The organism is Chryseobacterium ginsenosidimutans (genome assembly GCF_024807225.1).
Taxonomy (GTDB): domain Bacteria; phylum Bacteroidota; class Bacteroidia; order Flavobacteriales; family Weeksellaceae; genus Chryseobacterium; species Chryseobacterium ginsenosidimutans.
In genome coordinates, this window is the sequence record NZ_JANUCO010000001.1 from 3,794,285 (window position 1) to 3,819,402 (window position 25,118).

The window sequence follows — 25,118 nt, forward strand, 5'->3', positions numbered from 1 at the left end:
TTTTATTTTAAATCTTTACAATTATCTTTTCTTCTTGTATCGATGATATATTGAATTTTCCATTCACCGTTTTGTTGTTTTACCAACTGAAAACTGTTCGCTCCGCAATGAGAAAATTTACCCTTAAAATAAAACGAATACGGCGTAAAAACACTCGCCAGATTTCCGTCTACATGAATGGCTTCCACAGTAATTCTTTCATCAAGATCATCTTTCGCCATTTTCGAAATGGAAGCAATAAATTCTTTAATATCTTCACTTTTCACACCATCTTTGGTAATCGTCTGAAGAATTGCAGTATCTGAAAAAGTGGTTTTTAATAATTCGGGATCAGCGTTTTTCATGGCAAGAAATAAATTGCGGATCGGTTTTTCTACTTCCTGATTATTGGTTTGCTGCCCGAAGCAAAAACTGCCGAAAAATAAGGCAATAACGAATATTTTATTCATAACATTTGTTTTATCGTGTGATGAAATAAAAATAGGAAAAATAAATTTCAAATTCCGTATCAATTCATAAATTTTAAACGTCAATTTGGGCGAAAAGTTATAAAATTGAGTTACATTTATCCGTTTATTTTGATTGATATGTGGATATTTTACCTGGTTCTGACCTTTTTGTTTTTAATTTTAACGATACTTCCGAAAATTCAGCATTCGCACTGGGTTTTCCGTGTTCCTGAATTTGGTAAAATACAGCTTACTTATTTTATATTTTTCACCTTTGTTTTGGGTTTTCTGATTCATTCTTCGGAGAATTTCTGGTATTATCAAAGCCTTTTGATGGTGATGTTTGTTCATCATGGTTTTACGCTCGTAAAATATACGCCGCTTTATCCGATTAAAAAATATTCTCAACAGCAGCAGTCTTCTGAAAAACAGCATTTTATTTCTGCCAATGTGTATCAATTTAATAAAGAATATGACCGATTTATTCAGTTAATAAAAAAACATCAACCCGAAATGTTTCTCACCATGGAAAGCAATGGGGATTGGGAAAAAGCACTTCGACCCCTCGAAAAAGACTATCCTTATCAACATAAAGTGACGCTGGAAAACACCTACGGAATGCATTTTTATTCTAAAATCGAAATCAAAGATTCTAAAACGCATTATTTTGTAGCCGACGATATTCCGAGTATTGAAGCGCATCTGAAAACCAAAGACGGATTTTCATTTGTCTTTTTTGGCGTTCATCCGCCACCGCCAAGTCCGACGGAAGAAGAGACTTCAAAAGAAAGAGACGGTGATTTACTAAGTGCCGCAAAACGGGTAAGAGAAATTAAAGAACCCGTAATTGTTGTTGGTGATTTTAATAATGTTGCATGGTCGAAATCCTCTATTTTATTCAGAAAAACAAGTCATTTGATCGATCCGAGAATCGGCAGATCTTTTGTCTCAACTTTTCACGCTAAATACCGTTTGTTGAGATTCCCGATCGATCTGATGTTTCACAGTGAAGATATTTTTATTAAAGACTTAAAAACACTTGAAAATTTCGGTTCGGATCATCTTCCCGTTTATTGTGAATTTTTCATTGATCATAAAAATGACGGTCAGGAAGAACGAATTGATTATGCCACGCAAGAGGAAAAAGCGCAGGCTGAGGAAATGATTCAGGAAGGAAAAAAAGAGGATGGAAATCGGGAGACTGTGGTGACGGAGGATTGATTTGAGAAACCTTAAGTATATTTTTTATAATTAATTATAGATTTTATCCTCTATTTTTAATCACCAGTTTTGTCATTCCGTAGGAATCTAAGCAGCTATTTTGAATATTATATTTTGCAGTAAAACTGTTGCTATTTTGTTTCGCCAAATACTGATACATACGTTGGTAAAGATTATTTGTCAATATTAAAATTATAAAAGCTGCTTAGATTCCTACGGAATGACAAAGTTTGTGTTATATTTTTCTTATTTTTAAACGTGAGCTTTGTCATTCCTTAGGAATCTAAACAACTATTTTGAATATTATATTTTGCAGTAAAACTGTTGCTATTTTGTTTCGCCAAATACTGATACATACGTTGGTAAAGATTATTTGTGTGTTATGTTTTAATATTAAAATTATAAAGGCTGCTTAGATTCCTACGGAATGACAAAGTTTGTGTTATATTTTTCTTATTTTTAAACGTGAACTTTGTCATTCCGTAGGAATCTAAGCAATCATTTTAAATTATTAATTTTCAAATAGATGATTCCAAAACTCCAAATTAGGATTTACAGATCTTATTAATTCTAATTTTTTATTTCTTGGAAAATCTTTAATCTCTTTTTCTCGTTCAATAGCTTGTTGAATCCATCCAAATTTTTCGTAATAAATTAGAAATTCAACATTATATTTTGCAGTAAAGCTGTTGCTATTTTGTTTCGTCGAATGTTGAAACAATCGCTGATGAAGATTGTTCGTTACACCTGTATATAAAACAGTTTTCCTTTTATTTGTAAGAATATATACGTAAAATTTATAAATTCCTTCTGAGAATTCTATCATTTGTGGGTTGTGTTTTTAATTAATGTTGCCTAGATGACTACGGAATGACAAACTTTATGTTTAAAAAAAATTAATCTATTTTAATAAGAATATTTCACAAAATTTGTCATTCCGTAGGAATCTAAGCTAACAAATTTAAAAATAAAAAAACGGACTAAAAAAGCCCGTTCAATATTTAAATTTATGATAGTTTAAAGCTAAAACCTCATCACATCCTTCACTACTCCATTATTCTGAGTATGTTGAAGTAATTCTGTTTCAATAAAAGATTTTATTTTTTCTTCAGAACCGTCGTTCGGGAATAGAAGATGTACGTTTGCACCGGCATCCAAAGTAAAGAATAAAGGGAGATTGGTCTCTCTTCTGAAATCCCAAACCTTATTGATAACTTCTAACGTTCCGGTTTTCATTAAAATAAATGCAGGATCACTCATCATCATCATGGCGTGAAGCGTTAAAGCTTCATGTTCAACCAATTTGATAAAGCTCTGTAAATCTCCGTCGGCTAAAATTTCTTTCATCGGACCGAAATTTTCTCGCGCTTCCTGAAATCTTCTGTCTGCATAAGGATTGGTGTTCATCAAGCCGTGTCCGACTGTTGAAGAAACCGTTTTCTGACCTTCATGAATCAATAAAACCCAATCGTTAAAGTTCTTGAAAATCTCATGAATCTCATCATTCGGATATTGTACCGCAAAAAGATCTGAACTGTCTTTTATTTGAGACTGTCCCCAAACAACTAAGCCATTGTATAAGCTTCTGCAAGCGCTTCCGCTTCCTAATCTTGCTAAAAATGATGCTTTTCTCAATGATTCTTCCTCCGACATTTTTCCGGAAAAAGTTTCATCCAAATTCATTAAACATTTTGCAATCGCTCCAAAACCTGAAGCCGAACTTGCAATTCCTGAACTGTGAGGAAACGTATTTTCTGTTCTGATTATATATTTTCCATTTAAAATCCATGGAAGATATTGTTCGATATTTCTGAAATATTTTTCAATTTTTTCGGCGAATTTTACTTCTTCATTTCCTGCTAAAAATGTCTGCACAGAAAATGGTTCGTCAGCCAAAAATTCCATTGTGGTATTGGTTTTACAATGGTTTAATGTGTAACTGATGCTCGGATTTGCAGGAATCTGATTGTCATATTTTCCCCAATATTTAATCAGAGCAATATTTGACGGACAGCTTTCTGAAACCGTTTGGTTATTTATCGTAAAATCTTCTTTTCCTAAAAATTCTTGTGTTGTTGTCATAGTGTTAGTTTAAAAATCAATTTTAACCACAAATCGCACAAATATGTTTACGAATAAATCTTCGATTTTCACAATTTGAACGTATGAGTAAAAAATTATATTTAATACATCTTCTCAATAAGATCTGCATATTTCTTAAGAACTACATTTCTTTTCACCTTCAAAGTCGGAGTGATTTCACCTGAATTAATATCAAAATCTGCAGGCATCAAAGTAAATTTTTTCACCTTCTCAAAATCCGATAAATGGCTTTGTAGTTCTTTTAATTTTTCTTTATAATAATCGTTTACCTTTTCGTTTTTCACGATTTCTTCCCAATTGGTAAACGTGATATTATTTTTCTTAAGAAAATCCTGCAAAAACTCAAAATTCGGAACGATCAACGCTGAAACAAACTGTCTTCCTTCCGCAATTAATACAATCTGATTGATAAAATTATTATTGGTTAAAATATTCTCAATTTGTTGCGGAGCGATATATTTTCCGTTGGAAGTTTTTAGTAAATCTTTTATTCTGTCTGTAATAATCAGGTTTCCTTTTTCGTCAAATTTCCCTGCATCACCGGTTTTAAACCAGCCATCTTCCGTGAAAACTTTCTGCGTTTCTTCAGGTTTGTTGTAATATCCTTTCATGATACCGTCTCCTTTTGCCTGAATTTCATCATTTTCACCGATACGAATTTCAACGCTTGGTAAAGGAAGTCCGCAAGTTCCGTGCTCAAAATGAGTCAGAGGAAATGCTGTTAAAGTTGCTGTAGTTTCCGTCAAACCATAACCAACCGTGATATGAAGTCCCATTGCTTCAAACAATTGCGTTACATCGGGGGAAACCGAAGCTCCTCCACAAGGCATAAACCAAAGTCTTCCGCCCATTTTTTCCTTTACTTTATTAAAAACCAAAGCATCGGCAACCGAATGCTTCATCATCAATCCAAAAGGAACTGACTGCTCTTTTCTTTTTAATTCCGAAACCTGTTTTCCTACTTCTATTGCCCAGTCGAATATTTTTTTCTTTACTGATGAACCTTCTTCTGCTTTTTCCAATACTCCGGCGTAGACTTTCTGGAAAAATCTCGGAACAGCACACATCATCGTCGGTTTTACTTCCTCTAATGCTTTTGCGATATTTTTAGGATCTTCAAGGAAATAAACTCTTGCGCCACCGTACAGACAAAGCAAACTCCAGCTTCTTTCAAAAACGTGAGTTAACGGTAAAAACGCTAGTGAAAGCTCTTCCTCAAAATTTTTAAACTTAAAAAATTCAAAGTGCGCATCGAAAGCTTTGATGAAATTTCCGTGAGTTAATATCACTCCTTTCGGTGTTCCTGTTGTTCCGGAAGTATAAATTAATGTGGCGATATCGTCATATTCTTTCTTGCAAAATTCAGACTTAACGGAAGATTTTGCAATGAAATCCTCTAAATAAAAACTACTGAATTCTTTCTTGATCCAGACCGCTTTTTTAGAAATAATAATGGTTTCAAGACTATTTTCTTCCTTTTTTAAAATATCTAAAGAAGCATCATATTGAGCCTGATCTCCGACCAAAATAATTTTTGCCCCGGAATCTTTGACGATATATTCTGCCTGTTCAGCATTGTTCGTTGAATAAATCGGAACCGTAACTGCACCGATTGAAAGTGCCGCCAAATCAAAAATCATCCATTCGGAGGAATTTTCTGCATAAATGGCAACTTTATCATTTTCCTGAATTCCTGCATTGATCAATGCATTGGCTGTTTTAGAAATAATTTCACTGAATTTTTGCCAGCTCAATTCCTTCCAACCTGCATCTTTCTTTTTAAATCCAATTGCAGATTTTATAGCATGTTTTTCTACATTTTTTTTGATAATTGCCTCTGCAAGATTCATTTCTTCAACTTTTTATCGTTAATATAATTATTCAAATGAAAATCAACACTTTCTGAAACAGAAATAAATTGAAAATTCAATTTATCTTTAATTTTTTGATTTGAAATCACATTGAGCCCGGAAATAGCCTCAATATTCGTTTTCGTAATCATTCTCAATTTAGGAATCAGCCATCCGAACAAAATATTTGCCCATCTTCCCAAATTCAACAGAAATTTTGACAATATTTTAGCTTCTTTTAACCCTAATTTTGATCTGATCTGCTTTCCTAATTCTGCATACCCTTTATTTTCAGAAACGATGATAAAACGCTCTCCGAAAATATTCTTCTCCATTAATTCTATTGAAATCTTGGCAACATCTCTTACGTCAACATAACTCGTTCCGCCGGAAAATGTAAAGCCATTCTTTTCAAAAGTCGGACAAATATCTCCGCTGCTGTTTCCCCAGTTTCCGCTTCCGATAATCATTCCGGGATTGATGATAACGACATTCAAACCTTCTGCAGAAGCTCTCCACGCTTCCATTTCAGAAAGATGTTTTGATAAAGAATAGGCTGAATGTTCTAATTTTGGATTAAAATCAGATTCTTCGTCCAATTCTCCTTTTTCATTAAAATTATCAAGCACAGCAATCGAACTTACGTGAAGAAATTTTTTAACACCTGAATTTTCGCAGGTATACAAAAGATTTTCTGTCCCTTTTATGTTGGTGTGATATATTTCTTTTTCATCTTTGGGATGAAAACTCACTTTTGCAGCGCAATGATAGACCTCATCGACATCTTTTAACATGTTTTGCAGCGCATTGACATCATTAAAATCTACATCAACCCATTCAATTTTATTGAAAAAATCGTCGGGATTCTCCGTATAAAATGTATAGGAATGCCTTACTTCGTTTAAATTGCTTGTCGGTCTTTTTGCTGCACGCACGTTTTTTCCCTTTTTTAAAAGTTCCAAAACGATTACTCTGCCCAAAATTCCGGTCGCCCCCGTTACAAAAACCATCAATTATTTTTACTTGGTTGACTAAATTATGATAATATTCTACGTTATGCAAATTTGCGATTTTTAAAGGAGAATTCAATTTTTTAAAATGATAAAAACGGCAAAAGTCACAAAAGTTTTTTAAATATTTAAGTTATTTTAAGTTTTGGCTAAAGCCTTTATTCGCCCTTAAAAAGAAAACGGGCCAAAGCCCGTTCCTATCGATGAAAATATTTCGTTTTAAAGCAATATTTTAATTTAAATTTAAGACAAAACCATGTTATTTCTTCTTGGTGCTTTATCACACAAAAGATCTGCGATGCTTTTAGAAATTTGGTTTTCTTCAGTAAGATTATCCAGCCAGAAAAATTCTCCGGCAGCGTTGATCTCGATGAAATAATATTCATCTTTAGGAGAAACGATAACGTCGATCGCTCCATAATCTACGTGATAGACATCTAAAAGTTCCAGCAATTTTGCCTCAATATCTGTTGGAAGATCTGTTGGAATCCATTTATCGATAAGGTTTACGCCATCTTTTCTCCAGTCGATTTTTGCTTTTTCAGATTGTTGAGAATCGATTTCAAAAGCATACACATCACGACCTACAATGGTTACACGAAGTTCTTTTTTCTTCTCAATTTTCTTTTGAAACTGCATCGGACAATACAAAAGCGTATCTAATTCTTCTAACTTCTCTTCATTGATAACATTAGTGAAAACCACACTTTCAACACCTTCTTCGTAAATAGCAAAACCGGTCTGCATTTTTGCCACAACATCTTTATGCTTTAAAACGAACTGCCTTGCTTCTTCAGGACTGTTGGTAATCGTAGTTTCAGGAATTTTTAACCCTATTTTATCAGCTATTTTTAACTGTTCTTCTTTGCTGTCGAGTCTTCTGTACACACTTGGTTTCCCCAGAGAATACACATCTATCGATTCTAAAAACCCAAAAAGTGTATTGCGGACTTCTCCCATTGCAGCACCGTAAAATTTAGGATCTAATTCTTCTCTCAAACCATTTCCCATATTGTAAGCCCTTCTGTACCAAACTGCTGCAATATCATCTAAACGATGTTTTTTTTCAGGAGTTTCAAGGATGGTGACCCATTCTCCGTCCTGAAAACTGGTTGATAATTTATTTTTAATCGGATAATCATCTACGTCGAAACGAATGACTTCACAGTTGTTTTTATCGATATATTCAGTTACTTTTTCAATTGAAAAATTATCTCCTGTATGGGTAATTATTAAAATTTTATTCATTGGTTTTCATTCTTTTTATAAGGTTATCGGCAATTCTTTCTGCAATTGGGAAATTTAATTCTTTTTGGAGCATTCCCCATTCTCCCTGCGGATTTACTTCAAGGAAATAATAATTTCCGTCTTTTCCTTTGATCATATCGATGGCTCCGATGTACAGTCCCATTTCTTTCATCATTAATGTAAGATTTTCTTTAATCTTTTCAGGCAAATCATAATCTGACCAGAAATAATCTCCGTGAGCAAACCGCCAGTCGACATTTTCGCTGTTATTGATTTTTCCTGTAAAAAATTCTCCATCCATATAGACAATTCTTAGTTCATATTCTTTGTCGATATAAGGCTGGAAAATCATCGGACAATACGCAATATCAGCAATATCTTCTAAAGAGTTTTCATCAATAATATTCGTTGAAAGCATATTCTCTCCACTCATTGATTTTGAAATCGCTCCGTGAAGTTTTGCCACCATTTTTCCGTTACAATTTTCATGGAAAAAAATGGTGATTTTCTCCGAATCATTGGAAAAAATCGTTTTGGGAATCGTTAAATTATTCTTTTGAGCAATCTTCAATTGAAACATTTTATTGCCATCAATTTTATTTTCATTTTCTAAAGGATTGATCCATGGAACATCCTGTAAAATAGTGAAAAGATTGTATCTGAGACTCGAATATTCTTTCAAAAAAATCTTTGTATAGCTTTCATCTAATTCTTCAGGAACACTTATTCCCCACGATTTTCTATGCCAAACTGCTTTTATTTCTTTGGAATTAACGGTATTTCCGGATTCATCTGTCAGTTCAAAAAAATCTTCATTCATACTGATTTTCTGAAGATGATTCAAACGATCAGAATTTAATCTGAAAAACGGAATATTTTTCGTTTTTAAATAGTCAAAAAAGATATCGATGTTGTAAAAATCCCGGGAATGCGTAATACAGAGAATCATTTGCTGATTTTTTATTAAAAAAGGAAACTTAGAGTGTAAGTTTCCTTTAATGTTTTACTATGTAAATTTGTCGTTTTTAATAACAAATTACTTTTTATACAGTTGGAACATCATCGTCACCATCTGAAGGATATTTCATGGTATGTGCCATATCCAAAGTTGGTTTAGTTGGCTGATCTGTGATTTTTGCAGTGATTACACCGTCTTGTGTTGCAATAGTCACATCCGTTCCTCCTTTAATTTTTTCAGGATCCTGAAGTTGTTTTTCTAAAAATGAAGCGAAAAACGGCTTCTTTTTTGAATCTTTGTTTTTCATAATGTCTGTATGTTATTGGGTAGTTTTTAAGGATGATAAGGCTCTAATCCAGGACCTCCAGGATTGAAACCACCTTCATCATTATCAGACGGATACTTCAACGTTACCGGAGTATCAGCTGCAGGAGTCGTTGTAGGGTTGTCTGAAGTTTTAAGCGTAAACACGGTATCCATAGTTGGAAGTGTTACAACGTCACCAGTTGGGCTCGAAGATAAACCTCCTCCTTGAATTTCTTCTGGATTTTGAATTTGCTTCTCTAAAAATGAAGCGAAAAACGGCTTTTTTTTGTCGTTGTTTTTCATAATGTTTTGTAATTTGAATTTGTTAGTATATGGTCAAGTTTTTTTAGATTTCATTTCCACCTTCGTCTCCGTCTGATGGGTATTTCATGGTCTGAGCCGTATCCAAAGTAGGCTTTGTCGGGCTATCCTGAAGAGAAGTAGTTACTGAATCCTTAAGTGGTGCCGTAGAATTATCCTGCAAAGCAGTAGTAATCGTTCCCGATCCACCTTTGATTTTCTCAGGATCTTCAACTTGTCTTTCTAAAAATGAAGCGAAGAACGGCTTTTTCGTTTTTTTGTTTTCCATAGTATTAATATTTAGTTATTTAGAGAAAACTAAAGTATTAAAAAAAATTCACACAAGGAAGAATAAAATCCCACTTTAAGAAAACTTTAACAAATTCAAACCAATAACGACATTATATTAATTAATATTCAAAAACTCTTTAACAACATTAGCAAAATCAACAGGATTCTCTGCCTGAACCCAATGTCCTGCATTTTTCACCGTTACAATTTTAGCTTTTGGAAACTGCTGTTTTATAGCAAATTCGTCTTGTGGAAGAATATAGTTTGATTTTTGTCCTGCAATGAATAAAGTTTCGCCTTCAAAAACGCCAAATTTTATAGCATTTGAAACGAATTGATTGTATTTTTCGGACAACGTTTTAAGATTAAATCTCCACTCAAGTTTCTTATTATCGTCCCAATATAGATTTTTCGTTAAAAACTGAATCGTAGATTTTTCCGGAATGTATTGACTTAAAACCGCTTCCACTTCATTTCTGGAATTAACCGTATCAAAATCAACTGTTTCCAACGCTTTAATAATCCCTTGATGATGTGGAGGATACGCTTTCGGAGAAATATCGACAACAATCAATTTTTCAACTTTTTCGGGATATTTTATGGCAAATTGCATCACTGCTTTTCCGCCCAGAGAATGTCCCAAAATGTGCGCTTTTTCCATTCCGTAATGATCCATATAGCGAAGAATATCGTCCGCAAGATCATCATGTGACATCTCTTCCGAATGAAAACTTCTTCCGTGATTTCGAAGATCAATTAAATGAGTAGGCAAAAATTCTCCAAAATCTTTACCGAAAGTTCCCCAATTATCAAGCATTCCAAACAATCCGTGGAATACCAAAAGCGGTGTCGACGAAAGATTTTCGCCAAATATTTTTGAATTTAAAATTTCCATTTTTTAGATATTAGATGTTAGATTTCAGATCCTAGATTACAAATTGACCGTTACATTTTCAGTCTGATATCTGGAATCTATTATCTGCTGTCTATAATTTACCATTTTGCTAATCTTTTCAAATACGCCTGAACCGTGTTTTCCAATCCCATGTACAGCGCTTCGGAAACCAAAGCATGACCGATGGAAACCTCCAGTAAATTCGGGATATTATCTGCAAAATATTTTAAATTGTCTAAGCTTAAATCGTGACCTGCATTTACTCCTAACCCAAATTCAGCAGCGATAACTGCGGTGTCATAATAAGGTTTTATTGCAGATTCTTTATTTACAGTATAGTTTTTTGCGTAAGCTTCCGTATATAATTCAATTCTGTCTGCACCACTTTTTGCGGCATATTCTACCAATTCCGGAGTCGGATCTAGGAAAATAGAAGAACGGATTCCTGCATTTTTAAACTCAGCAATGATTTCTGTAAGAAAATCCAGGTGCTTTTTCGTATCCCAACCGGCGTTTGAAGTGATCGCATCATCTGCATCGGGAACCAATGTTACCTGCTCCGGCTTTACTTCCAAAACCATGTCAATAAATGAACGGTGAGGATTTCCTTCGATATTAAATTCCGTGGTAACCAACGGTTTCAGGTCATAAACATCTTTTCTTGTAATGTGTCTTTCATCGGGTCTCGGATGGATCGTAATTCCCTGTCCGCCAAACTCCTGAATTTTAATTGCAGCTTCCGTTACACTTGGCGTTTCGCCTCCTCTTGCATTTCTTATCGTTGCAATTTTATTAATGTTTACACTTAGTTTTGTCATTTTTTAGTCTGTTTTTAAGCGGGAAGATGGATGTACGGAGATGGAAGTCTCTCGTAACTCTGCATATTCCTGTTATGCTTACTTTTACCTATTTACAAATGGAAGATCGCGGAATGCAGAAAAACTTCCAGCATCCATCTTCCAACTTTTTTAAACTTTTATATTTATCTGCATCACCTGCAGTTCAAATTCTTTTGAAGCAACCAGCAAATGGTCAAAAATATCTGCCTGAATCCGTTCAAAATGCTCCCATTCCGAATCATTGGCAAAACAGTAGATTTCCAATGGTAAACCTTGCGGAGTAATGTCTAACTGACGAACCATCCTCATTTCCTCATGATCTACATCGGGATCATTTTCGATATATCTCTGAGCATAATGTCTAAAGACACCGATATTGGTAAGTTGCCTTCCATTAACGATTTTATCGTTGTGTTTCAGATTTTCTTTTTCTTTTCTTAATTCATTATTTTTCCCTTCAAGGTACTCTGAAATAAGATTAATTTCTTTTAACCTCTCAATATCTTCTTCCGTTAAAAATTTAAAAGAATTAATATTAAAATAAATTGATTTCTTAATCCTTCTTGTTTTCGATTCAGACATCACCTGAAGGTTTCTGATCTCCGTTGTCAGCAAATCATACGTAGGAATTGTAGAAACTGTTTTATCGAAATTCGTAATTTTTGTAGTTAAAAGACTGATGTCTAGAATATTTCCTTCAATGTTGTATTTTGGAATACCGATCCAGTCGCCCACTTTTAAACTTTTTGAGGTTGAGACATGAATCCCCGTTACAAATCCTAAAATCGTATCCCGGAAAACCAACACCAAAACTGCCGTAATCGCCCCTAAACTTCCGACAATCGTTGAACCTTTTATCCCAAAAATAACACAGATACCTACAATTGAAAAAATGAAAATCCCCAGAATTTTCATCGTTTCGGAGATGGCGTTCAGAGCCATTATTTTGTAGAAATCCTGTTTAATGATAAAATAATTTCTAAAAGCTGTTAATCCCCGATATAACATTCCCGCAAAAATCAAAACAAGACCCAAATTCACCGACCTGATAATGAATTTTGTTGTGTTTCTTAATGCTCCGGAAAATATGGATTCATGAATACTGCCAATTACCAGTAAAGCAACAAGATGTGCAATGGAATTTGTAATCTTAGATTGATAAATTGATTTCATAATAGGAAATTTATCCTGATTATGAAAAAAACGAGAGATATTATTGATAATTAGCTTAAAAACAAAATCTATTATCAAAAATATTGCAGTGAGTAAGATCAACTTTACAACCATGTGAAACATCCAAGCCATACCGTTTGGTGAAATTTTGGTTATATAGACATAGAGAGGTTTCACTGAGTTCCTGCAAAAAGTCTTTCGTTTCTTGTAATTGGTCATTCATTATGGCAAATTTAATAAAATTTAGATTCACTTTAACCCTAATAAAATAGGAATTTTTAGCAATATTAAACAGAAATCGTTACCGATTATTTAAAATAATTTAAAAAACAAAACACATTTAATAAAAATTTATTAATTTAGTATTCTAATCACAAAACTATAATCTATGAAAAAGTTTAACTTACTCTTCATTTTCATTATCCTTTTATCACTTGGCTCTTGTAGTTCGGATCCCGACAATCCCGCCCAAGCTACAGTTGATACTACCATAAAAACCGGAAAAATCACCGGAAAAGTAATGGCACAAAACGGAACCAAACCTATTGGAGGCGCTTCAGTTTTTACTTTTGATGACAAGTATAAAATCTATTACACTACTTCTGACGCAGACGGTAATTTTACCTTGGAAGCTCCTGTTGGGAATCATACCATCAATATTCAGACAGGTAATGGTAGCAATTTCCGTACAGAAATTTCCGCAACGATAAAAAATAATGAAACTTTAAGCCTTGACGCGAGCCAAACCAAACTGAATCAGGTTGCAAAAATTGCTTACGTAAAAGGAGCATATGACAAAATTGAAGACATTATTCAGACTTTAGGCTACACTGCCACCGAAATCACCAACACAGATCTTGGTAACCTTACTACTATCGCACAGTATGACATTATATTTCTTAACTGTGGCTCAAGAAACAACTACTCTTCAAATCCGGCACTTTATTCTGTAATTGATACTAATTTGGCTACTTTCGTTGCTAATGGAGGAAGTATCTATGCTTCAGACTGGGACGTTTCGTACTTAGTGGGCGGAACAAGCAATACCAACAACTGTTCACTTGCAGGAGGATTTGTTCCTGATACAAAATTATGCTCTAAAAACATCGGAAGCGTGGGTACATTGGGAGCTACGGTAACAAATACCGGACTTACAACAGCTTTGGGATTCAATACACTTAATATTGACTACGATTTAGGCGCTTGGCAGAAAATAATCAACTATGACCCTACATATTGGGAAGTTTTAGTGAAAGAAACTTCTACAAATGATGCTTTAATGATGAGAACGAATCATTTTACAGCAACAGGAGCTCCGACTACTCCGATTGGAACGACAACAACATTCACAACCGTTTGTATTACTCTTCCGGGAAATATCCAGATCAGTATTTCAGTTCCTCAGATATTAGTTCCTTATCTGGTTGCTTTAGGTGCAACAGTAGGACCTTGCTCAGGATCTGCAAACAGCGGCTATATTTATTACACTACTTTCCATAATCACGCTACAGGAAACATTGGAAATGCGGGTGTAATTCTACAATATGTAATTTTAAACCTTTAATAAAAACTTCATCTTAAACATGGAAGTGGCTTTTATGAAGCCACTTTTTTTATATCTTGCATTTAAATTTTTAAGAATGGATACAACCTTAATCAACATACTTTGTCTCATCCTTTTATTTTTAGGAATTATAGGAACTGTCCTTCCAGTTTTGCCTGGATTATTATTGAGTATTTGTGGTCTTTTGATCTATAAATTTGGAACAGATTCAGATTTATCTATAATTTACATTTGGGTATTTGGAATCCTGACTTTAGTTTCAATTGTTTTGAGCTATGTAATTCCAGCCAAGACCAATCAAAAATACGGCGGAACGCGTTGGGGAAGCATAGGATCTATAATAGGAACAATTATAGGAATGTTCTTTCCTCCAATAGGATTCTTAATCGGAATGTTTGCCGGAGTTTTCATCGGGGAATTATTACACGACACTAAAGACATGACAAAGGCGTGGAAATCTACCAAAGGAGCTTTTATAGGATTTATTTACGGTACAGGTTTCAGCTTAGTTGTAGGTGTGGCAATGTTTTTGGTGGTAGTATTGGATATGCTCAATGTTATTTAAAAAGAAAATCATGCTACATAAAATCTTTATATTAAGTTTAGGATTATTGTTTTTAATGAACTGTAATGCTCAAAAAGAAACCAAAACCTCCACAAAAGTGAACGCTGATACAACAGGAAATACCAAAGTAGCCAACAAAGACGGCGAAATCATCTACTTCAACGAAGGTGAAAATAAATTCCTGAAACAATACCAAATGAACGTTACTTTCAAAGGGATTTCCGAAGACAGCCGTTGCCCAAAAGATGTGACTTGCATTTGGGCGGGAGTTGCCGTTGCACAAGTTGAAGTGATGGGAACTTCTACCCGACCAATGACTTTAAACCTTGCAAGCATGGACAATAAAGGAAGAAAATACAATAAATCCGCAGACTTCAACGGACTTACGATTTCCTTAGCCGAGGTGAATCCTTATCCCGGAGCGGAAGAAGGTGCAAAAGCATTAAACGGAAAATACAGAATCGGAATCACCATCAAAAAGGCAGGAGAAGATCCTACCACGAAATAGGCTTCTTCCCCTTTGAAGCCAAATATTCATTGATTTTAGAAAAAGGCTTGCTTCCGAAAAATCCCCTGTACACAGAAAAAGGTGACGGATGCGCAGACTTTAAAATAAAATGTTTAGCCGGATCGATAAGTTCGGCTTTTTTTTGTGCAAAAGCGCCCCACAATACGAAAACGACATTTTCTTTTTTGTCTGAAATTTCTTTAATAATATAATTGGTAAACGTTTCCCAACCCAAATCTTTGTGAGAATTCGGAGTATGAGCACGAACAGTTAACGTTGCATTTAACAACAAAACCCCCTGTTTTCCCCAATCGTCAAGCTCTTTTGAAGTTCTTACGATTCCTAAATCATCTTTTAATTCAATAAAAATATTTTTAAGCGATGGCGGTGCAGTCACCTGTTCGGAAACAGAAAAACACAAACCATTTGCCTGAAAATCATTATGATAAGGATCTTGCCCGATAATCACCACCTCAACATCATCAAAAGGTGTAATTTCCAACGCTCTGAAAATCTGATTTTTCGGCGGGAAAACTTTTGTCGTTGCGTATTCTTGTTTTACTTTTTCCCAAAGGTTGGTAAAATAGGGAGTGCTTTTTATGGGGGCTAAAATTTCTGTCCAGGTCATAATTCTAAATATTAATACAAAGGTACTATGTTAATTGTATAATTTCTATCCTACTTTTTCCACTTTTCCATATTGAACTTGATTCTCCTCAATTCTTTCATATAAATAAGTATTATTCTCAATTTTCAAAATTCGAATCAAAAATTTAGGATTTTCACTCATTCTTGTTTCTGTTTCTTCTGTCGGAATTATGGTATATTCTCCGTTATTATACCAAACTATTTCACCCGTATAAATTTGTCCTTCAAAAGTTTCAAACTGCCTATTATCTTTTCTCTCGAAATTATACAGTAAAGGCTCACCTAAAATTTGTAATGTAAATTTTCCTGATTTAAAATTTTCTGGATTTAACTTAGGATTGTAGTCTAGACATTTTTCAGGGAAAAGAGCTTTTGCATTATTACTGTTGTAATAAATCGCATCAACCAAAGCCTCACAACCCTTTTCTTTCTCCCCAATTATTATTTGTGAATATCCTTTAAAATATAGAGCGCTGGGATTTTTTGGATAAATGCTTAAAGATTTATCAATATTTATAATTGCACTTTTGAAATCTTGATTATGAATATCTTTCATCGCTATTTTCATAGGAAACTGTCCAATCATTATTTTGTTGTCCAAAAAAGAATATTGGTAAAAAAAGAGTTAATAATTTTTTCATAAAAATAGATTAGGATTGTTCCTCCGTTAAATGACAATTGAAGTATTATTTTCTTAAACTAAAAACCAAATTATCAGGAAAACCTTCATCTTCTCTCTCCTCTTCCAAAATAAAATCATGTTTCAAAAGAATACCTTTCGAGTTTTCATTAAACTTATTGGTCATTGCGACAATTTCCTGCAAATGTAAATCATTAAAACCAAAATTTAAAACTGCAGACAACGCTTCCGACATTATTCCTTTTCTGTGATAATCGGGCAATAATTCGTAGCCGACTTCTGCAACTTTTCGATCTTCAGAAAACTTCCAAAGACAAATTGTTCCGATAAGATTCGGTTGATCTTTCAGAGAAATTCCCCAATAAAATGTTTCATTATTTCGTGTTCTTTCTTTAATCGTTAAAACAAATTGTAATGCATCATAATTATTTTTCGGAGAATTTCTTCTCACAAATTGATTAATCACTTCATTGCTGCGAATCTTCAAAATATCTTCAACGTTACTTTCGTCGATTTCTTTTAATACTAATCTTTCCGTTTCTAGTTTCATATCTCAAATTTAATAAAACTAAACCACTGGCTAAAAAATTTTATAAACACATTAGAAAATAAAACATTAAAAATATAAAGATCACATAAGAAGAAAATCAAAGATTTTCAAAAACGAATATTCCCTTCTTTGTAGTAAAATATATCTTCAAATAACCAATGTGTTACATATTTTGCAACTTTTGTGGTTAAATAAACGCAAACAAACTCATTTTCAAATTACCACATCAGCAAATTCACATTTTCTCACTAAATTTGCACTGTGTATATAAATAAAGAAGATTTAAACGAATTAGAGTTTCCGCAATTGCTCGCGGAAATTTCTCCTTTTGCGTATTCTCCGAAAACGAGAGAAAAAATTCTTCAACTTCGTCCGATGGAAATTGACGAGGCAGAACTTTCATTGAAAAAAACCTCCGAATATTTGTCGAGTTTTGAAAGTTCAAATGCGATTCCGTTTGATGAATATGAAGATATTGAAAGTGAATTAAAAGTAATGCTGATTGAGAATTATCGTCTTGAAAACAGCGCTTTCATAAGAATCAAAACCATCACGGAACAAATCGGGAAGCTTCAAAAGTTTTTCCCAACAATGCCCGAAACTTTTCCTACGTTGATACAGGATGTTTCTGTGCTGGAATTCAAGAAAGAAATTATTGATAAAGTTGATAAGGTTTTCAACCGTTTTGGAGAAGTAAAAAGTGAGGCTTCACCGGTTTTAAAAACCTTGAGAACAGAAATTCAACTTGCCAAAAAAGCCATCACAGAAAACTTCAACCGTGTTTTATTTAATTACGGACAAAGTGATTTTTTGGATGATATCCGCGAAAGTAATATTGAAGACATAAGAGTTTTAGCCGTAAAATCGGCGTATAAGAAAAGAGTTCCGGGAAGAGTTTTAGGACTTTCAAAAACAGGTTCTATTACTTATATGCAGCCGGACAGCGTCGTAAAACATTACTTCAAGCTTAAGGAAAATGAAGAGGAAGAGAAAAAGGAAATCGACAAGATTCTGAGAAAATTAACCGCAGAACTGGCAGAATTTCAACCTCAGCTTTGGAGATATCAGGCTTATATTTTTGATCTTGATTTAACGAGAGCGAAAGCCAAATTTGCTGAATTAATCAATGGCGTTTTACCGAAAATCAACCGTCACAGAACATTACGATTAAGAGAAGCTTTCCACCCTTTATTGTTTTTAAGAAATAAAACTGAAAACAAAACCATTTTCTCCCAAACGCTGACTTTAACGGATCATAACAGAATTATCTGTATTTCCGGGCCGAATGCAGGTGGAAAATCGATCACGCTGAAAACCGTTGGATTGCTTCAACTGATGATTCAGAGCGGAATTTTGGTTCCGACTCATCCAAAATCGGAAATGTTTTTCTTCGAAAAGATCATGACTGATATTGGTGATAATCAATCTATTGAAAACCATCTTTCCACGTATTCTTCAAGATTAAAGAAAATGGGCGGAATCATCCGTGAAGCCAATGCAAACACGCTTTTACTGATTGACGAATTTGGTACAGGTTCAGATCCGGAATTAGGTGGCGCGCTGGCAGAAAGTTTTCTGGAGTTTTTCTATGATAAAAAGAGTTTTGCGATCATTACAACGCATTACACCAACATCAAATTGGTGATTGAAGAGCTTCCGAATGCAGAAAATGCAGCGATGTTGTTTAATGAAAAGACGCTGGAAACCGATGTATAAACTGGAAGTCGGACAAGCCGGAAGTTCATTCACGTTTGAAGTTGCGGAGAAGAATAGAATTCCGAGGTTTATCATTAATTCTGCGAAGAAAAAAGTGGAACATGACATCGTAAATCTTGATAAAACCATCGTAAAACTTCAACAGGAAAAATATGAAGTTGAAAAACTGAAAACCGATCTTGCTGAAAGAAAAGAATCTGTAGAAGACAAGCGAGATAATCTGCAAAAACTGAACGAGCAGCTTCAACAAAAACTGTTCAATTTCCAGAAATTATACGAAGATGAGCATCGTAAACTTCAGTTCGGAAACAAGATCGAAACTTTTATTGACAGCTATATAAAAGGGAAATCGAGGAAAGATGTGGTAAAAGATTTTGTGAAAATTCTGGAGCAGGAAAAATTCAGGAAAATCGGAGCAGATAAGGATGAAACGAAGCGTCTTCAGGTTGTGAAAAGAAAAATAACGCAACAATTGAAGAAAGAAGATGTGATCGAAAAAATATCTGAAACCAACGAAAAACTGGAAGAAAAACGCATCACAGACCGCGCTGTATGGATGAAAATCGGGCAACGTGTTCGTATTACAGGAAGTACAAGTGTGGGAACGATTGAAAAGATTTCCAGAAAAAAAGTAATCGTGAATTATGGAACGTTCAAAACGACGATTGATGCGGATGAATTGGAGAGAATTTAATTGTTGATTATGACTGTAAAAACGCAAATTACATTCAGAGATTTTTTGATGTTTCATTTGAAAAACTCATTGGTAAGATTTATTATTTATCCGATAATCATATCCGTTTTTCTTTCAATAAATCTTTATAATGCTGAAAATGATAGCAGCGAATTTTTAAGATTAATAACTATTTGCGTTCTTATCTTTTTCGTATTTATGATTGTGCGTACTTACTTTAGTCTGAAAAATATTTTTTACTCAAATAAGCAAGTTCAGGAAGCTATTTCCTACACTTTTACGAATGAAAATGTTTACACAAAAGGCGAGACATTTGAAGGAGATTTCACTTGGAATACCGTCTATAAAGTAAAGGAAAACAAAGACTGGTTTTTAATTTATCAAAGCGCGCAAGTGATGAATATGGTTCAGAAAAAATACTTTGCAGAAGACCAGATTCTAGAGCTTCGAAATATTATTAAAAGTAATAATGTGAAAGCAAAACTTAGAAATGATTAATTAAAAAAGCCATTTTTATAAATAAAAAAGAGTGTTCAAATTACATTGAACACTCTTTTTTGTTTTTATTTCTTAATAAACTTCAATCGGGTAATGTTTTCTTTATCTTTAATGGAGATAAAATAAACACCTTTTGTCAGTTCATTCACATTTACTTTTTGATCTGATATTTTTCCTCCGCTTACTTTTTGTCCGACCGCATTATAAATTTCAAATTCTGAATCGGAAATTATTCCTGAGATATTTAGGATATCAGAAACAGGGTTTGGAAAAATACTAAGATTTTCGAATTTGTTTTCATTCGTTGACAAAACTTCAGGTCCTAATTTTACGACCCAAAAATCAGGATATGTCGGAATTCCGTAATGAAAAGAAACATCACCATCGTTCGAATAAGAATATCCTGTCATGATAAAACCACCATCCACTGTCTGGCTCATAGACTGTCCAAAGTCACCTAAACTACCTCCCATTGATTTTTGCCAGATTACATTTCCGCTATTATCTATTTTTACAATCCAAAAATTAGCTGAACCTGTAGGATTTCCGACTGCATCTCCATCATTCGATGAAGAGTATCCGGCAAACACGTATTCTCCATTCCCTATTTCTTTAATGGAGTTAGCTACATCATTACCTGTTCCCCCTTTAGATTTCGCCCATACAATATTACCGCTTCCATCCAATTTGATTATCCAGGCATCATTAGTATATAAATCCCCGTAATGATCGTGTACAAGCCAATTTCCTGATCTTGAAAATCCGGCAACCATATACCCTCCGTCTGATGTTTGTATTACAGATTGTGCATTATCTGTACCACTTCCTCCAAAAGTTTTCTGCCATTGTAAATTTCCTGCATTATCTAGTTTTAGCACCCAATAGTCATATTCACCATAATTTTGCGTTATATCGCCACTATTAGATGCTGTAGCTCCTGCAACAATATACCCACCATCAGAAGTTTGCTTGGCATCTAAAGCTATTTCTGTATTATACCCCCCAAATGATTTTTGCCATTGGATACTTCCCGTGCTATTAATTTTTACAATCCAAAGATCAGTATTATTATAAGACAAATGACCGATAGCATCCCCATCCGTCGATGATGACTCACCTGCTACGATATAACCTCCGTCTGAAGTTTGCTGAATTGAATAAGCTGCATCCTGACCGTTTCCTCCAATTGCTTTTTGCCATTGAATGTTGCCATTAATATCTAGCTTAACAACCCAAAAATCAGCATAGACACTCCCGTGATAACCAGTCACATCACCGTTGTTAGAATACGTTTGCCCGGCAACAATATAACCACCATCCGAAGTTTGCTGTATAGAATAAGCGTAATCGTAATCACTTCCTCCTAAGGATTTCTGCCATTGGATATTTCCGCTGCTATCCAACTTTACTACCCAATAATCACCATTGCCGTGATTTCCTGTTACATTACCATCTGTAGAAGGAGAATAGCCAGCTATAATAGAACCACCATCCGTAGTCTGACATACAGAGGATCCTTGATCCCAATTGCTTCCTCCAAGTGTCTTCTTCCACTGAATAGCAGGAGCAGTTTGCCCCGCCATTACAAGCGAGAGCATCAATGTTAAAATTGAAAATATGTTTTTCATTGTTAATGAGTTGTGAAAAGTAATTTAGAGAACTTACTTTCTTCATGATTAATTTAGCGTCAAAAATAAGAATTTTCAGTAAATAATATCCAGAAGTATTGGTTTATAAGAAATATCTAGTTTATATATTTGGCTGACAAAAAATCAAGAATGATAAAAAGTGTAAAAATTTTATGGATTTTCTATTTTAAATTGCTGATTCCGGCTGTTTTATTTTCTCTGTTGATCTCAGCACAAACTGGTTTCAATGCCAACAATTTTGGATTTTGTTTTTTATTACTATTTCCTTGCCTTCACTATCTTATTTATGAATTAAGATTGAAAAACGAATATCTTTTTTATGCAAACTTTGGGTTTTCAAGGCAGTTTCTTTGGATAACAACCATTTCAATCGGTTTAATTATAAATAGTATTACAAAATTCTTATGAGCAAACTACATGTTGACAGTGTCACAAAATCTTACGATTCAAAGAAAATTTTGCAGGACATTTATCTAAGTTGTGAAACGGGGAAAATCATTGCTTTATTAGGAGGAATCGGGTCAGGAAAATCTACCTTATTACAAATTATTTTCGGAACGATTAAAGGTGATTCTCAATTTATTAAATTTAATAATCAAGTCCTTACCAAACAATCCGATCGAATAAATAAAATTGCATATCTGCCACAACAACCAATTTTTCCTAAAAATATAAAGGTAAAAAAACTGATTTCGTTATTCTGCAACGATGAGAATACTCAAAAGCTTTTTAATTGTGATCTTATTCAACCTTTTTTAAATCGAACATTAAGGAACCTTTCCGGTGGCGAAAAAAAATCGATTGAAGTCTTAATCATCATTCATTCTCAATCAGAATTTATTTTGCTTGAAGAACCTTACAGCGGACTTTCGCCAGTTTTAACAGAAAAAGTGATGAAAATTATTAAAGAAATATCCAAAGGAAAAGGTTTTATCATTTCAGATTTTATGGCTCAACAAGCAATCGATATTTCGGATGAAGTTTATCTTCTTTCCAATACTTATTTAAAACAAATTAAAGATTTAAAAGAATTGCAACAGCATTATTATCTGCCAAAAAGTATTTAATTTATATATTTGAACTGTCAAAAAAATTTTCATGATGATTTCCGTAAACAAAGCGTTTTATTTATCAGTTTTCACTCTTTTTTCTTTGTCTTTTGCAAAAGGTCAGGATAAAGTTCCTTTCGGTGTTGTAAAAGCGGAGGAAGGTTATGCCATGGTGCGTGTTCACAAGGATGACTACCGAAAAATCATTGATAAGATCCGTATGAAAACCGGCGATGTTTTTGTTTATGTAAAACCTGCTCCCGGAGAAACAGAATGGATCTGGATCAAATATCCTGAAAAAGACGATACCGACAAACCTTTCGTAAGATACGACAGCATTACCAAGGAAGGAATGGTGAATAAAAACCGCGTCGTTTTTGTTGATAAACTGCCACAATTTACCCCTTCAAAATCTAAAAACGGGAAATCATTAATTTTTACGGACGATAATAATCCCAAAATTCCGGGAAATCAGAGAACGAAAGTGATTATCGATGTTTATCCTTCAAACGCAGGTTTCCGTAAACAGGAAAAAGATGCCGAAGGAAATATCATTAAAATCGATAAAATAAAAACCTGGGGAATCGGCAAAGAACTTCCTCAAGGAATGACGGAAATAAAATCTGTTCGTGTTCAGCAGCCGGGAAGAGGTTCTGTTTTTGTGAGAGATGCCATCAAAAATATGTTTCAGCCAACAATGGATTTCAGCAATATCGGAGTTACAGCCATTGACAACGACCATATTTTCCTTTATATGATCAACGGTTCCGGTGAAAATCGATATACTACGATTTGGACCATCAAACAAGGAAGAGTGGAAAGCCAGATCATTTATAAAAACCCGGAATAATTCGTTAATAATCATTATTTTTGCAGCTTAAAAGTTATAAATGTATAGCTTTTGGAAATTGGTTTTGCTTAACCGCAGATTAAAAGGGAATCGTGTGAAAATCACGTACTGTCGCGCAACTGTAAGTAACTGAAGTCTTTATAAAAAATCCACTGTGCACGTCATGGGAAGGAAATAAAGATGTTACAAGTCAGGAGACCTGCCTATTTCTTTAAACAAAAAACTTTCGCGATTTGAAGTTTATTGATCTTATGGTTTGTTTCAGGAATTTTCGTGTTCTTGAAATGTTCTTATTTGCTTCAATAGTATTTCATTTCGCCTTAATTTAATAATGAAATATGACTACAGAAGAAAGAATTGAAGCATCCGAAACCAGAATCTTTAAAGCGGTTTTCCCCAACACAACCAATCATTACGACACTCTTTTCGGAGGTACAGCGATGCAATTGATGGATGAAGTGGCTTTCATTGCAGCAACAAGGTTTGCGAGAAAGCGTGTAGTAACGGTAAGCAGCGATAAAATAGATTTTAAAAGATCCATTCCTGCAGGAACAATCGTAGAATTAATCGGAAAAGTCGTACACGTCGGAAATACAAGCATGAAAGTAAATGTAGAAATCTATACCGAACAAATGTATTCTTACGAAAGAGAAAGAGCCATTGTAGGAGATTTTACTTTTGTGGCGATTGATGAGTTTAAGAAACCAATCTCAATACTATAAAGAGCTCCGGCAACCTTCGGTCGCCGGAGTCAATATTTTCAAATGTTTATTTGAGTGGTTTCGGCGGGCTTTGCCCGCCGAAACTTTTTATTCTTTAGAAATCTCAACATTGTGTATAATTAGAATATTTTCAATCCAAAAACGATCTTACTTTGATAAGCGAAGCGCCTTTGTTTACCTTAAAAATCACACTCCAAAAATTCTTTGTCTCGCTTTACGTTTAAAGAAAACTATTTCAACACCTTATCCGTTTTCAGATTTTTAAGCATTAAAAACTGAAACGCCTCTCCCATTTCGTCAGAAGCTCTGGTTATAGCATTTTCCAGCATTCCTCTTACCTGTTTCTCTGTAACTCCGGCTTCCGTCCAGCTTTTACCTGAAGTATGTGAATTCAAAATAAAAGGCATGATTCTGTCGATCGCACACGCAAAAATTGCATCCGGAGTATGCTCTTCTTCAAACTCGAGCCACATATTGAAAAACTCTGATCTTAACGGTTCATCCAGAATTCCGAAAATCTTTTGCGCTGAAGCTTTCTCTCTTTCAAATTTTCCCACCATTGCAGCTTCATCGAATAAAAAAGTATCTCCCGCTTCAATTTCCACCAGATCATGAATAGAAAGCATTCTTATTACTCTCAACAAATCAATATCTGCTCTGTTTTTCGCATAGGGAAATAAAATCTGAGCCAAAATAATGATCTGCCAAGAATGTTCTGCCGTGTTTTCTCTTCTCGATTCATCTGCATTATAGTTTCTTCTCTGCACATTTTTTAAAGCATCTACTGCTAAAATAAAATCAATTTCCTTCTGTATTTTCATT

General features: G+C 34.2%; 26 protein-coding genes, 1 pseudogene and 1 riboswitch. Of the genes and pseudogenes, 9 read left to right on the forward strand and 18 right to left on the reverse strand.

What is annotated here, in order from left to right; genetic code table 11:
- Positions 1-2: 2 nt before the first annotated feature.
- The gene (locus J3D55_RS17690; protein WP_259132802.1) at positions 3-449 is read right to left on the reverse strand and encodes a nuclear transport factor 2 family protein; all 447 of its coding nucleotides are present in this window, start codon (positions 447-449) and stop codon (positions 3-5) included.
- 105 nt (positions 450-554) lie between these two features.
- Here J3D55_RS17690 and J3D55_RS17695 point away from each other — a divergent pair, with 105 nt between their 5' ends.
- Positions 555-1,670, forward strand: a complete 1,116-nt coding sequence (locus tag J3D55_RS17695) for an endonuclease/exonuclease/phosphatase family protein (RefSeq protein WP_259132803.1) — start codon at positions 555-557, stop codon at positions 1,668-1,670.
- 511 nt (positions 1,671-2,181) lie between these two features.
- Here J3D55_RS17695 and J3D55_RS17700 read toward each other — a convergent pair.
- From J3D55_RS17700 to J3D55_RS17755, 12 genes are all read right to left on the reverse strand, one after another.
- The gene (locus J3D55_RS17700; RefSeq protein WP_259132804.1) at positions 2,182-2,496 is read right to left on the reverse strand and encodes a GIY-YIG nuclease family protein; all 315 of its coding nucleotides are present in this window, start codon (positions 2,494-2,496) and stop codon (positions 2,182-2,184) included.
- A 197-nt stretch (positions 2,497-2,693) separates the two neighbouring features.
- The gene (locus tag J3D55_RS17705) at positions 2,694-3,752 is read right to left on the reverse strand and encodes a diphosphomevalonate decarboxylase (protein ID WP_259132805.1); all 1,059 of its coding nucleotides are present in this window, start codon (positions 3,750-3,752) and stop codon (positions 2,694-2,696) included.
- Between the two features lie 101 nt (positions 3,753-3,853).
- Positions 3,854-5,623 carry an AMP-dependent synthetase/ligase gene (locus J3D55_RS17710; RefSeq protein ID WP_259132806.1) on the reverse strand — a complete coding sequence of 590 codons (1,770 nt, stop codon included), beginning with the start codon at positions 5,621-5,623 and terminating at the stop codon, positions 3,854-3,856.
- Entirely contained in the window at positions 5,620-6,633 is a 1,014-nt protein-coding gene (locus J3D55_RS17715; RefSeq protein WP_259132807.1) for an NAD-dependent epimerase/dehydratase family protein, read from the reverse strand. Before J3D55_RS17715 ends, J3D55_RS17710 begins: the two co-directional genes overlap by 4 nt.
- 243 nt (positions 6,634-6,876) lie before the next feature.
- Positions 6,877-7,881, reverse strand: coding sequence for an MvdC/MvdD family ATP grasp protein (locus J3D55_RS17720; RefSeq protein WP_259132808.1), 1,005 nt, complete (start codon positions 7,879-7,881; stop codon positions 6,877-6,879).
- Positions 7,874-8,830: an MvdC/MvdD family ATP grasp protein gene (locus J3D55_RS17725; protein WP_259132809.1), complete on the reverse strand. Its 957-nt coding sequence runs from the start codon at positions 8,828-8,830 to the stop codon at positions 7,874-7,876. The genes J3D55_RS17720 and J3D55_RS17725 overlap by 8 nt, the downstream gene beginning before the upstream one ends.
- A gap of 94 nt (positions 8,831-8,924) precedes the next feature.
- Positions 8,925-9,146: a microviridin/marinostatin family tricyclic proteinase inhibitor gene (locus tag J3D55_RS17730; protein WP_047397875.1), complete on the reverse strand. Its 222-nt coding sequence runs from the start codon at positions 9,144-9,146 to the stop codon at positions 8,925-8,927.
- Positions 9,147-9,172: 26 nt separating this feature from the next.
- Entirely contained in the window at positions 9,173-9,448 is a 276-nt protein-coding gene (locus J3D55_RS17735; RefSeq protein WP_259132810.1) for a microviridin/marinostatin family tricyclic proteinase inhibitor, read from the reverse strand.
- Positions 9,449-9,491: 43 nt separating this feature from the next.
- Positions 9,492-9,734 (reverse strand): microviridin/marinostatin family tricyclic proteinase inhibitor, encoded by a 243-nt coding sequence (locus tag J3D55_RS17740; protein WP_259132811.1) that lies wholly within the window; start codon positions 9,732-9,734, stop codon positions 9,492-9,494.
- Positions 9,735-9,851: 117 nt separating this feature from the next.
- Positions 9,852-10,631 (reverse strand): alpha/beta fold hydrolase, encoded by a 780-nt coding sequence (locus J3D55_RS17745; RefSeq protein ID WP_259132812.1) that lies wholly within the window; start codon positions 10,629-10,631, stop codon positions 9,852-9,854.
- Positions 10,632-10,729: 98 nt separating this feature from the next.
- Positions 10,730-11,449, reverse strand: a complete 720-nt coding sequence (locus tag J3D55_RS17750; protein WP_259132813.1) for a pyridoxine 5'-phosphate synthase — start codon at positions 11,447-11,449, stop codon at positions 10,730-10,732.
- Positions 11,450-11,599: 150 nt separating this feature from the next.
- The gene (locus J3D55_RS17755) at positions 11,600-12,643 is read right to left on the reverse strand and encodes a mechanosensitive ion channel family protein (protein WP_310467246.1); all 1,044 of its coding nucleotides are present in this window, start codon (positions 12,641-12,643) and stop codon (positions 11,600-11,602) included.
- Between the two features lie 388 nt (positions 12,644-13,031).
- On the opposite strand from J3D55_RS17755, the gene J3D55_RS17760 reads away from it, so the two are divergent.
- The 3 genes from J3D55_RS17760 to J3D55_RS17770 all read left to right on the forward strand — a co-directional run bounded on the left by J3D55_RS17760 (position 13,032) and on the right by J3D55_RS17770 (position 15,280).
- Positions 13,032-14,207 (forward strand): carboxypeptidase regulatory-like domain-containing protein, encoded by a 1,176-nt coding sequence (locus J3D55_RS17760; protein ID WP_259132814.1) that lies wholly within the window; start codon positions 13,032-13,034, stop codon positions 14,205-14,207.
- A gap of 76 nt (positions 14,208-14,283) precedes the next feature.
- Positions 14,284-14,772, forward strand: a complete 489-nt coding sequence (locus J3D55_RS17765; protein ID WP_259132815.1) for a DUF456 domain-containing protein — start codon at positions 14,284-14,286, stop codon at positions 14,770-14,772.
- 10 nt (positions 14,773-14,782) lie between these two features.
- Positions 14,783-15,280, forward strand: coding sequence for a hypothetical protein (locus J3D55_RS17770; RefSeq protein WP_259132816.1), 498 nt, complete (start codon positions 14,783-14,785; stop codon positions 15,278-15,280).
- Here the strand turns inward: J3D55_RS17770 and J3D55_RS17775 are convergent.
- From J3D55_RS17775 to J3D55_RS17785, 3 genes are all read right to left on the reverse strand, one after another.
- Complete coding sequence (locus J3D55_RS17775; protein WP_259132817.1) at positions 15,267-15,908, reverse strand: uracil-DNA glycosylase; 642 nt, start codon at positions 15,906-15,908, stop codon at positions 15,267-15,269. The genes J3D55_RS17770 and J3D55_RS17775 overlap by 14 nt on opposite strands.
- 45 nt (positions 15,909-15,953) lie before the next feature.
- The gene (locus tag J3D55_RS17780) at positions 15,954-16,514 is read right to left on the reverse strand and encodes a tetratricopeptide repeat protein (RefSeq protein ID WP_259132818.1); all 561 of its coding nucleotides are present in this window, start codon (positions 16,512-16,514) and stop codon (positions 15,954-15,956) included.
- 100 nt (positions 16,515-16,614) lie between these two features.
- Positions 16,615-17,118: a GNAT family N-acetyltransferase gene (locus J3D55_RS17785; protein WP_259132819.1), complete on the reverse strand. Its 504-nt coding sequence runs from the start codon at positions 17,116-17,118 to the stop codon at positions 16,615-16,617.
- Between the two features lie 261 nt (positions 17,119-17,379).
- On the opposite strand from J3D55_RS17785, the pseudogene J3D55_RS17790 reads away from it, so the two are divergent.
- Positions 17,380-19,528: pseudogene (locus J3D55_RS17790) on the forward strand (endonuclease MutS2).
- A gap of 204 nt (positions 19,529-19,732) precedes the next feature.
- Positions 19,733-20,026: a YcxB family protein gene (locus J3D55_RS17795; RefSeq protein ID WP_259132820.1), complete on the forward strand. Its 294-nt coding sequence runs from the start codon at positions 19,733-19,735 to the stop codon at positions 20,024-20,026.
- Positions 20,027-20,091: 65 nt separating this feature from the next.
- On the opposite strand, the gene J3D55_RS17800 is transcribed toward J3D55_RS17795, so the two are convergent.
- Complete coding sequence (locus J3D55_RS17800; RefSeq protein WP_259132821.1) at positions 20,092-21,654, reverse strand: T9SS type A sorting domain-containing protein; 1,563 nt, start codon at positions 21,652-21,654, stop codon at positions 20,092-20,094.
- A gap of 425 nt (positions 21,655-22,079) precedes the next feature.
- Here J3D55_RS17800 and J3D55_RS17805 point away from each other — a divergent pair, with 425 nt between their 5' ends.
- The 3 genes from J3D55_RS17805 to J3D55_RS17815 all read left to right on the forward strand — a co-directional run bounded on the left by J3D55_RS17805 (position 22,080) and on the right by J3D55_RS17815 (position 24,296).
- Positions 22,080-22,742, forward strand: coding sequence for an ATP-binding cassette domain-containing protein (locus tag J3D55_RS17805; RefSeq protein ID WP_259132822.1), 663 nt, complete (start codon positions 22,080-22,082; stop codon positions 22,740-22,742).
- A 31-nt stretch (positions 22,743-22,773) separates the two neighbouring features.
- Positions 22,774-23,574 carry a hypothetical protein gene (locus tag J3D55_RS17810; protein ID WP_259132823.1) on the forward strand — a complete coding sequence of 267 codons (801 nt, stop codon included), beginning with the start codon at positions 22,774-22,776 and terminating at the stop codon, positions 23,572-23,574.
- Between the two features lie 42 nt (positions 23,575-23,616).
- A riboswitch (cobalamin riboswitch) is annotated at positions 23,617-23,795 on the forward strand.
- Positions 23,796-23,912: 117 nt separating this feature from the next.
- On the forward strand, positions 23,913-24,296 hold the full coding sequence (locus J3D55_RS17815) for an acyl-CoA thioesterase (RefSeq protein ID WP_047397856.1): 384 nt from the start codon (positions 23,913-23,915) through the stop codon (positions 24,294-24,296).
- A gap of 230 nt (positions 24,297-24,526) precedes the next feature.
- Here J3D55_RS17815 and J3D55_RS17820 read toward each other — a convergent pair whose 3' ends face one another.
- Entirely contained in the window at positions 24,527-25,117 is a 591-nt protein-coding gene (locus J3D55_RS17820; RefSeq protein WP_259132824.1) for an HD domain-containing protein, read from the reverse strand.
- Between the last annotated feature and the right edge of the window lies 1 nt (position 25,118).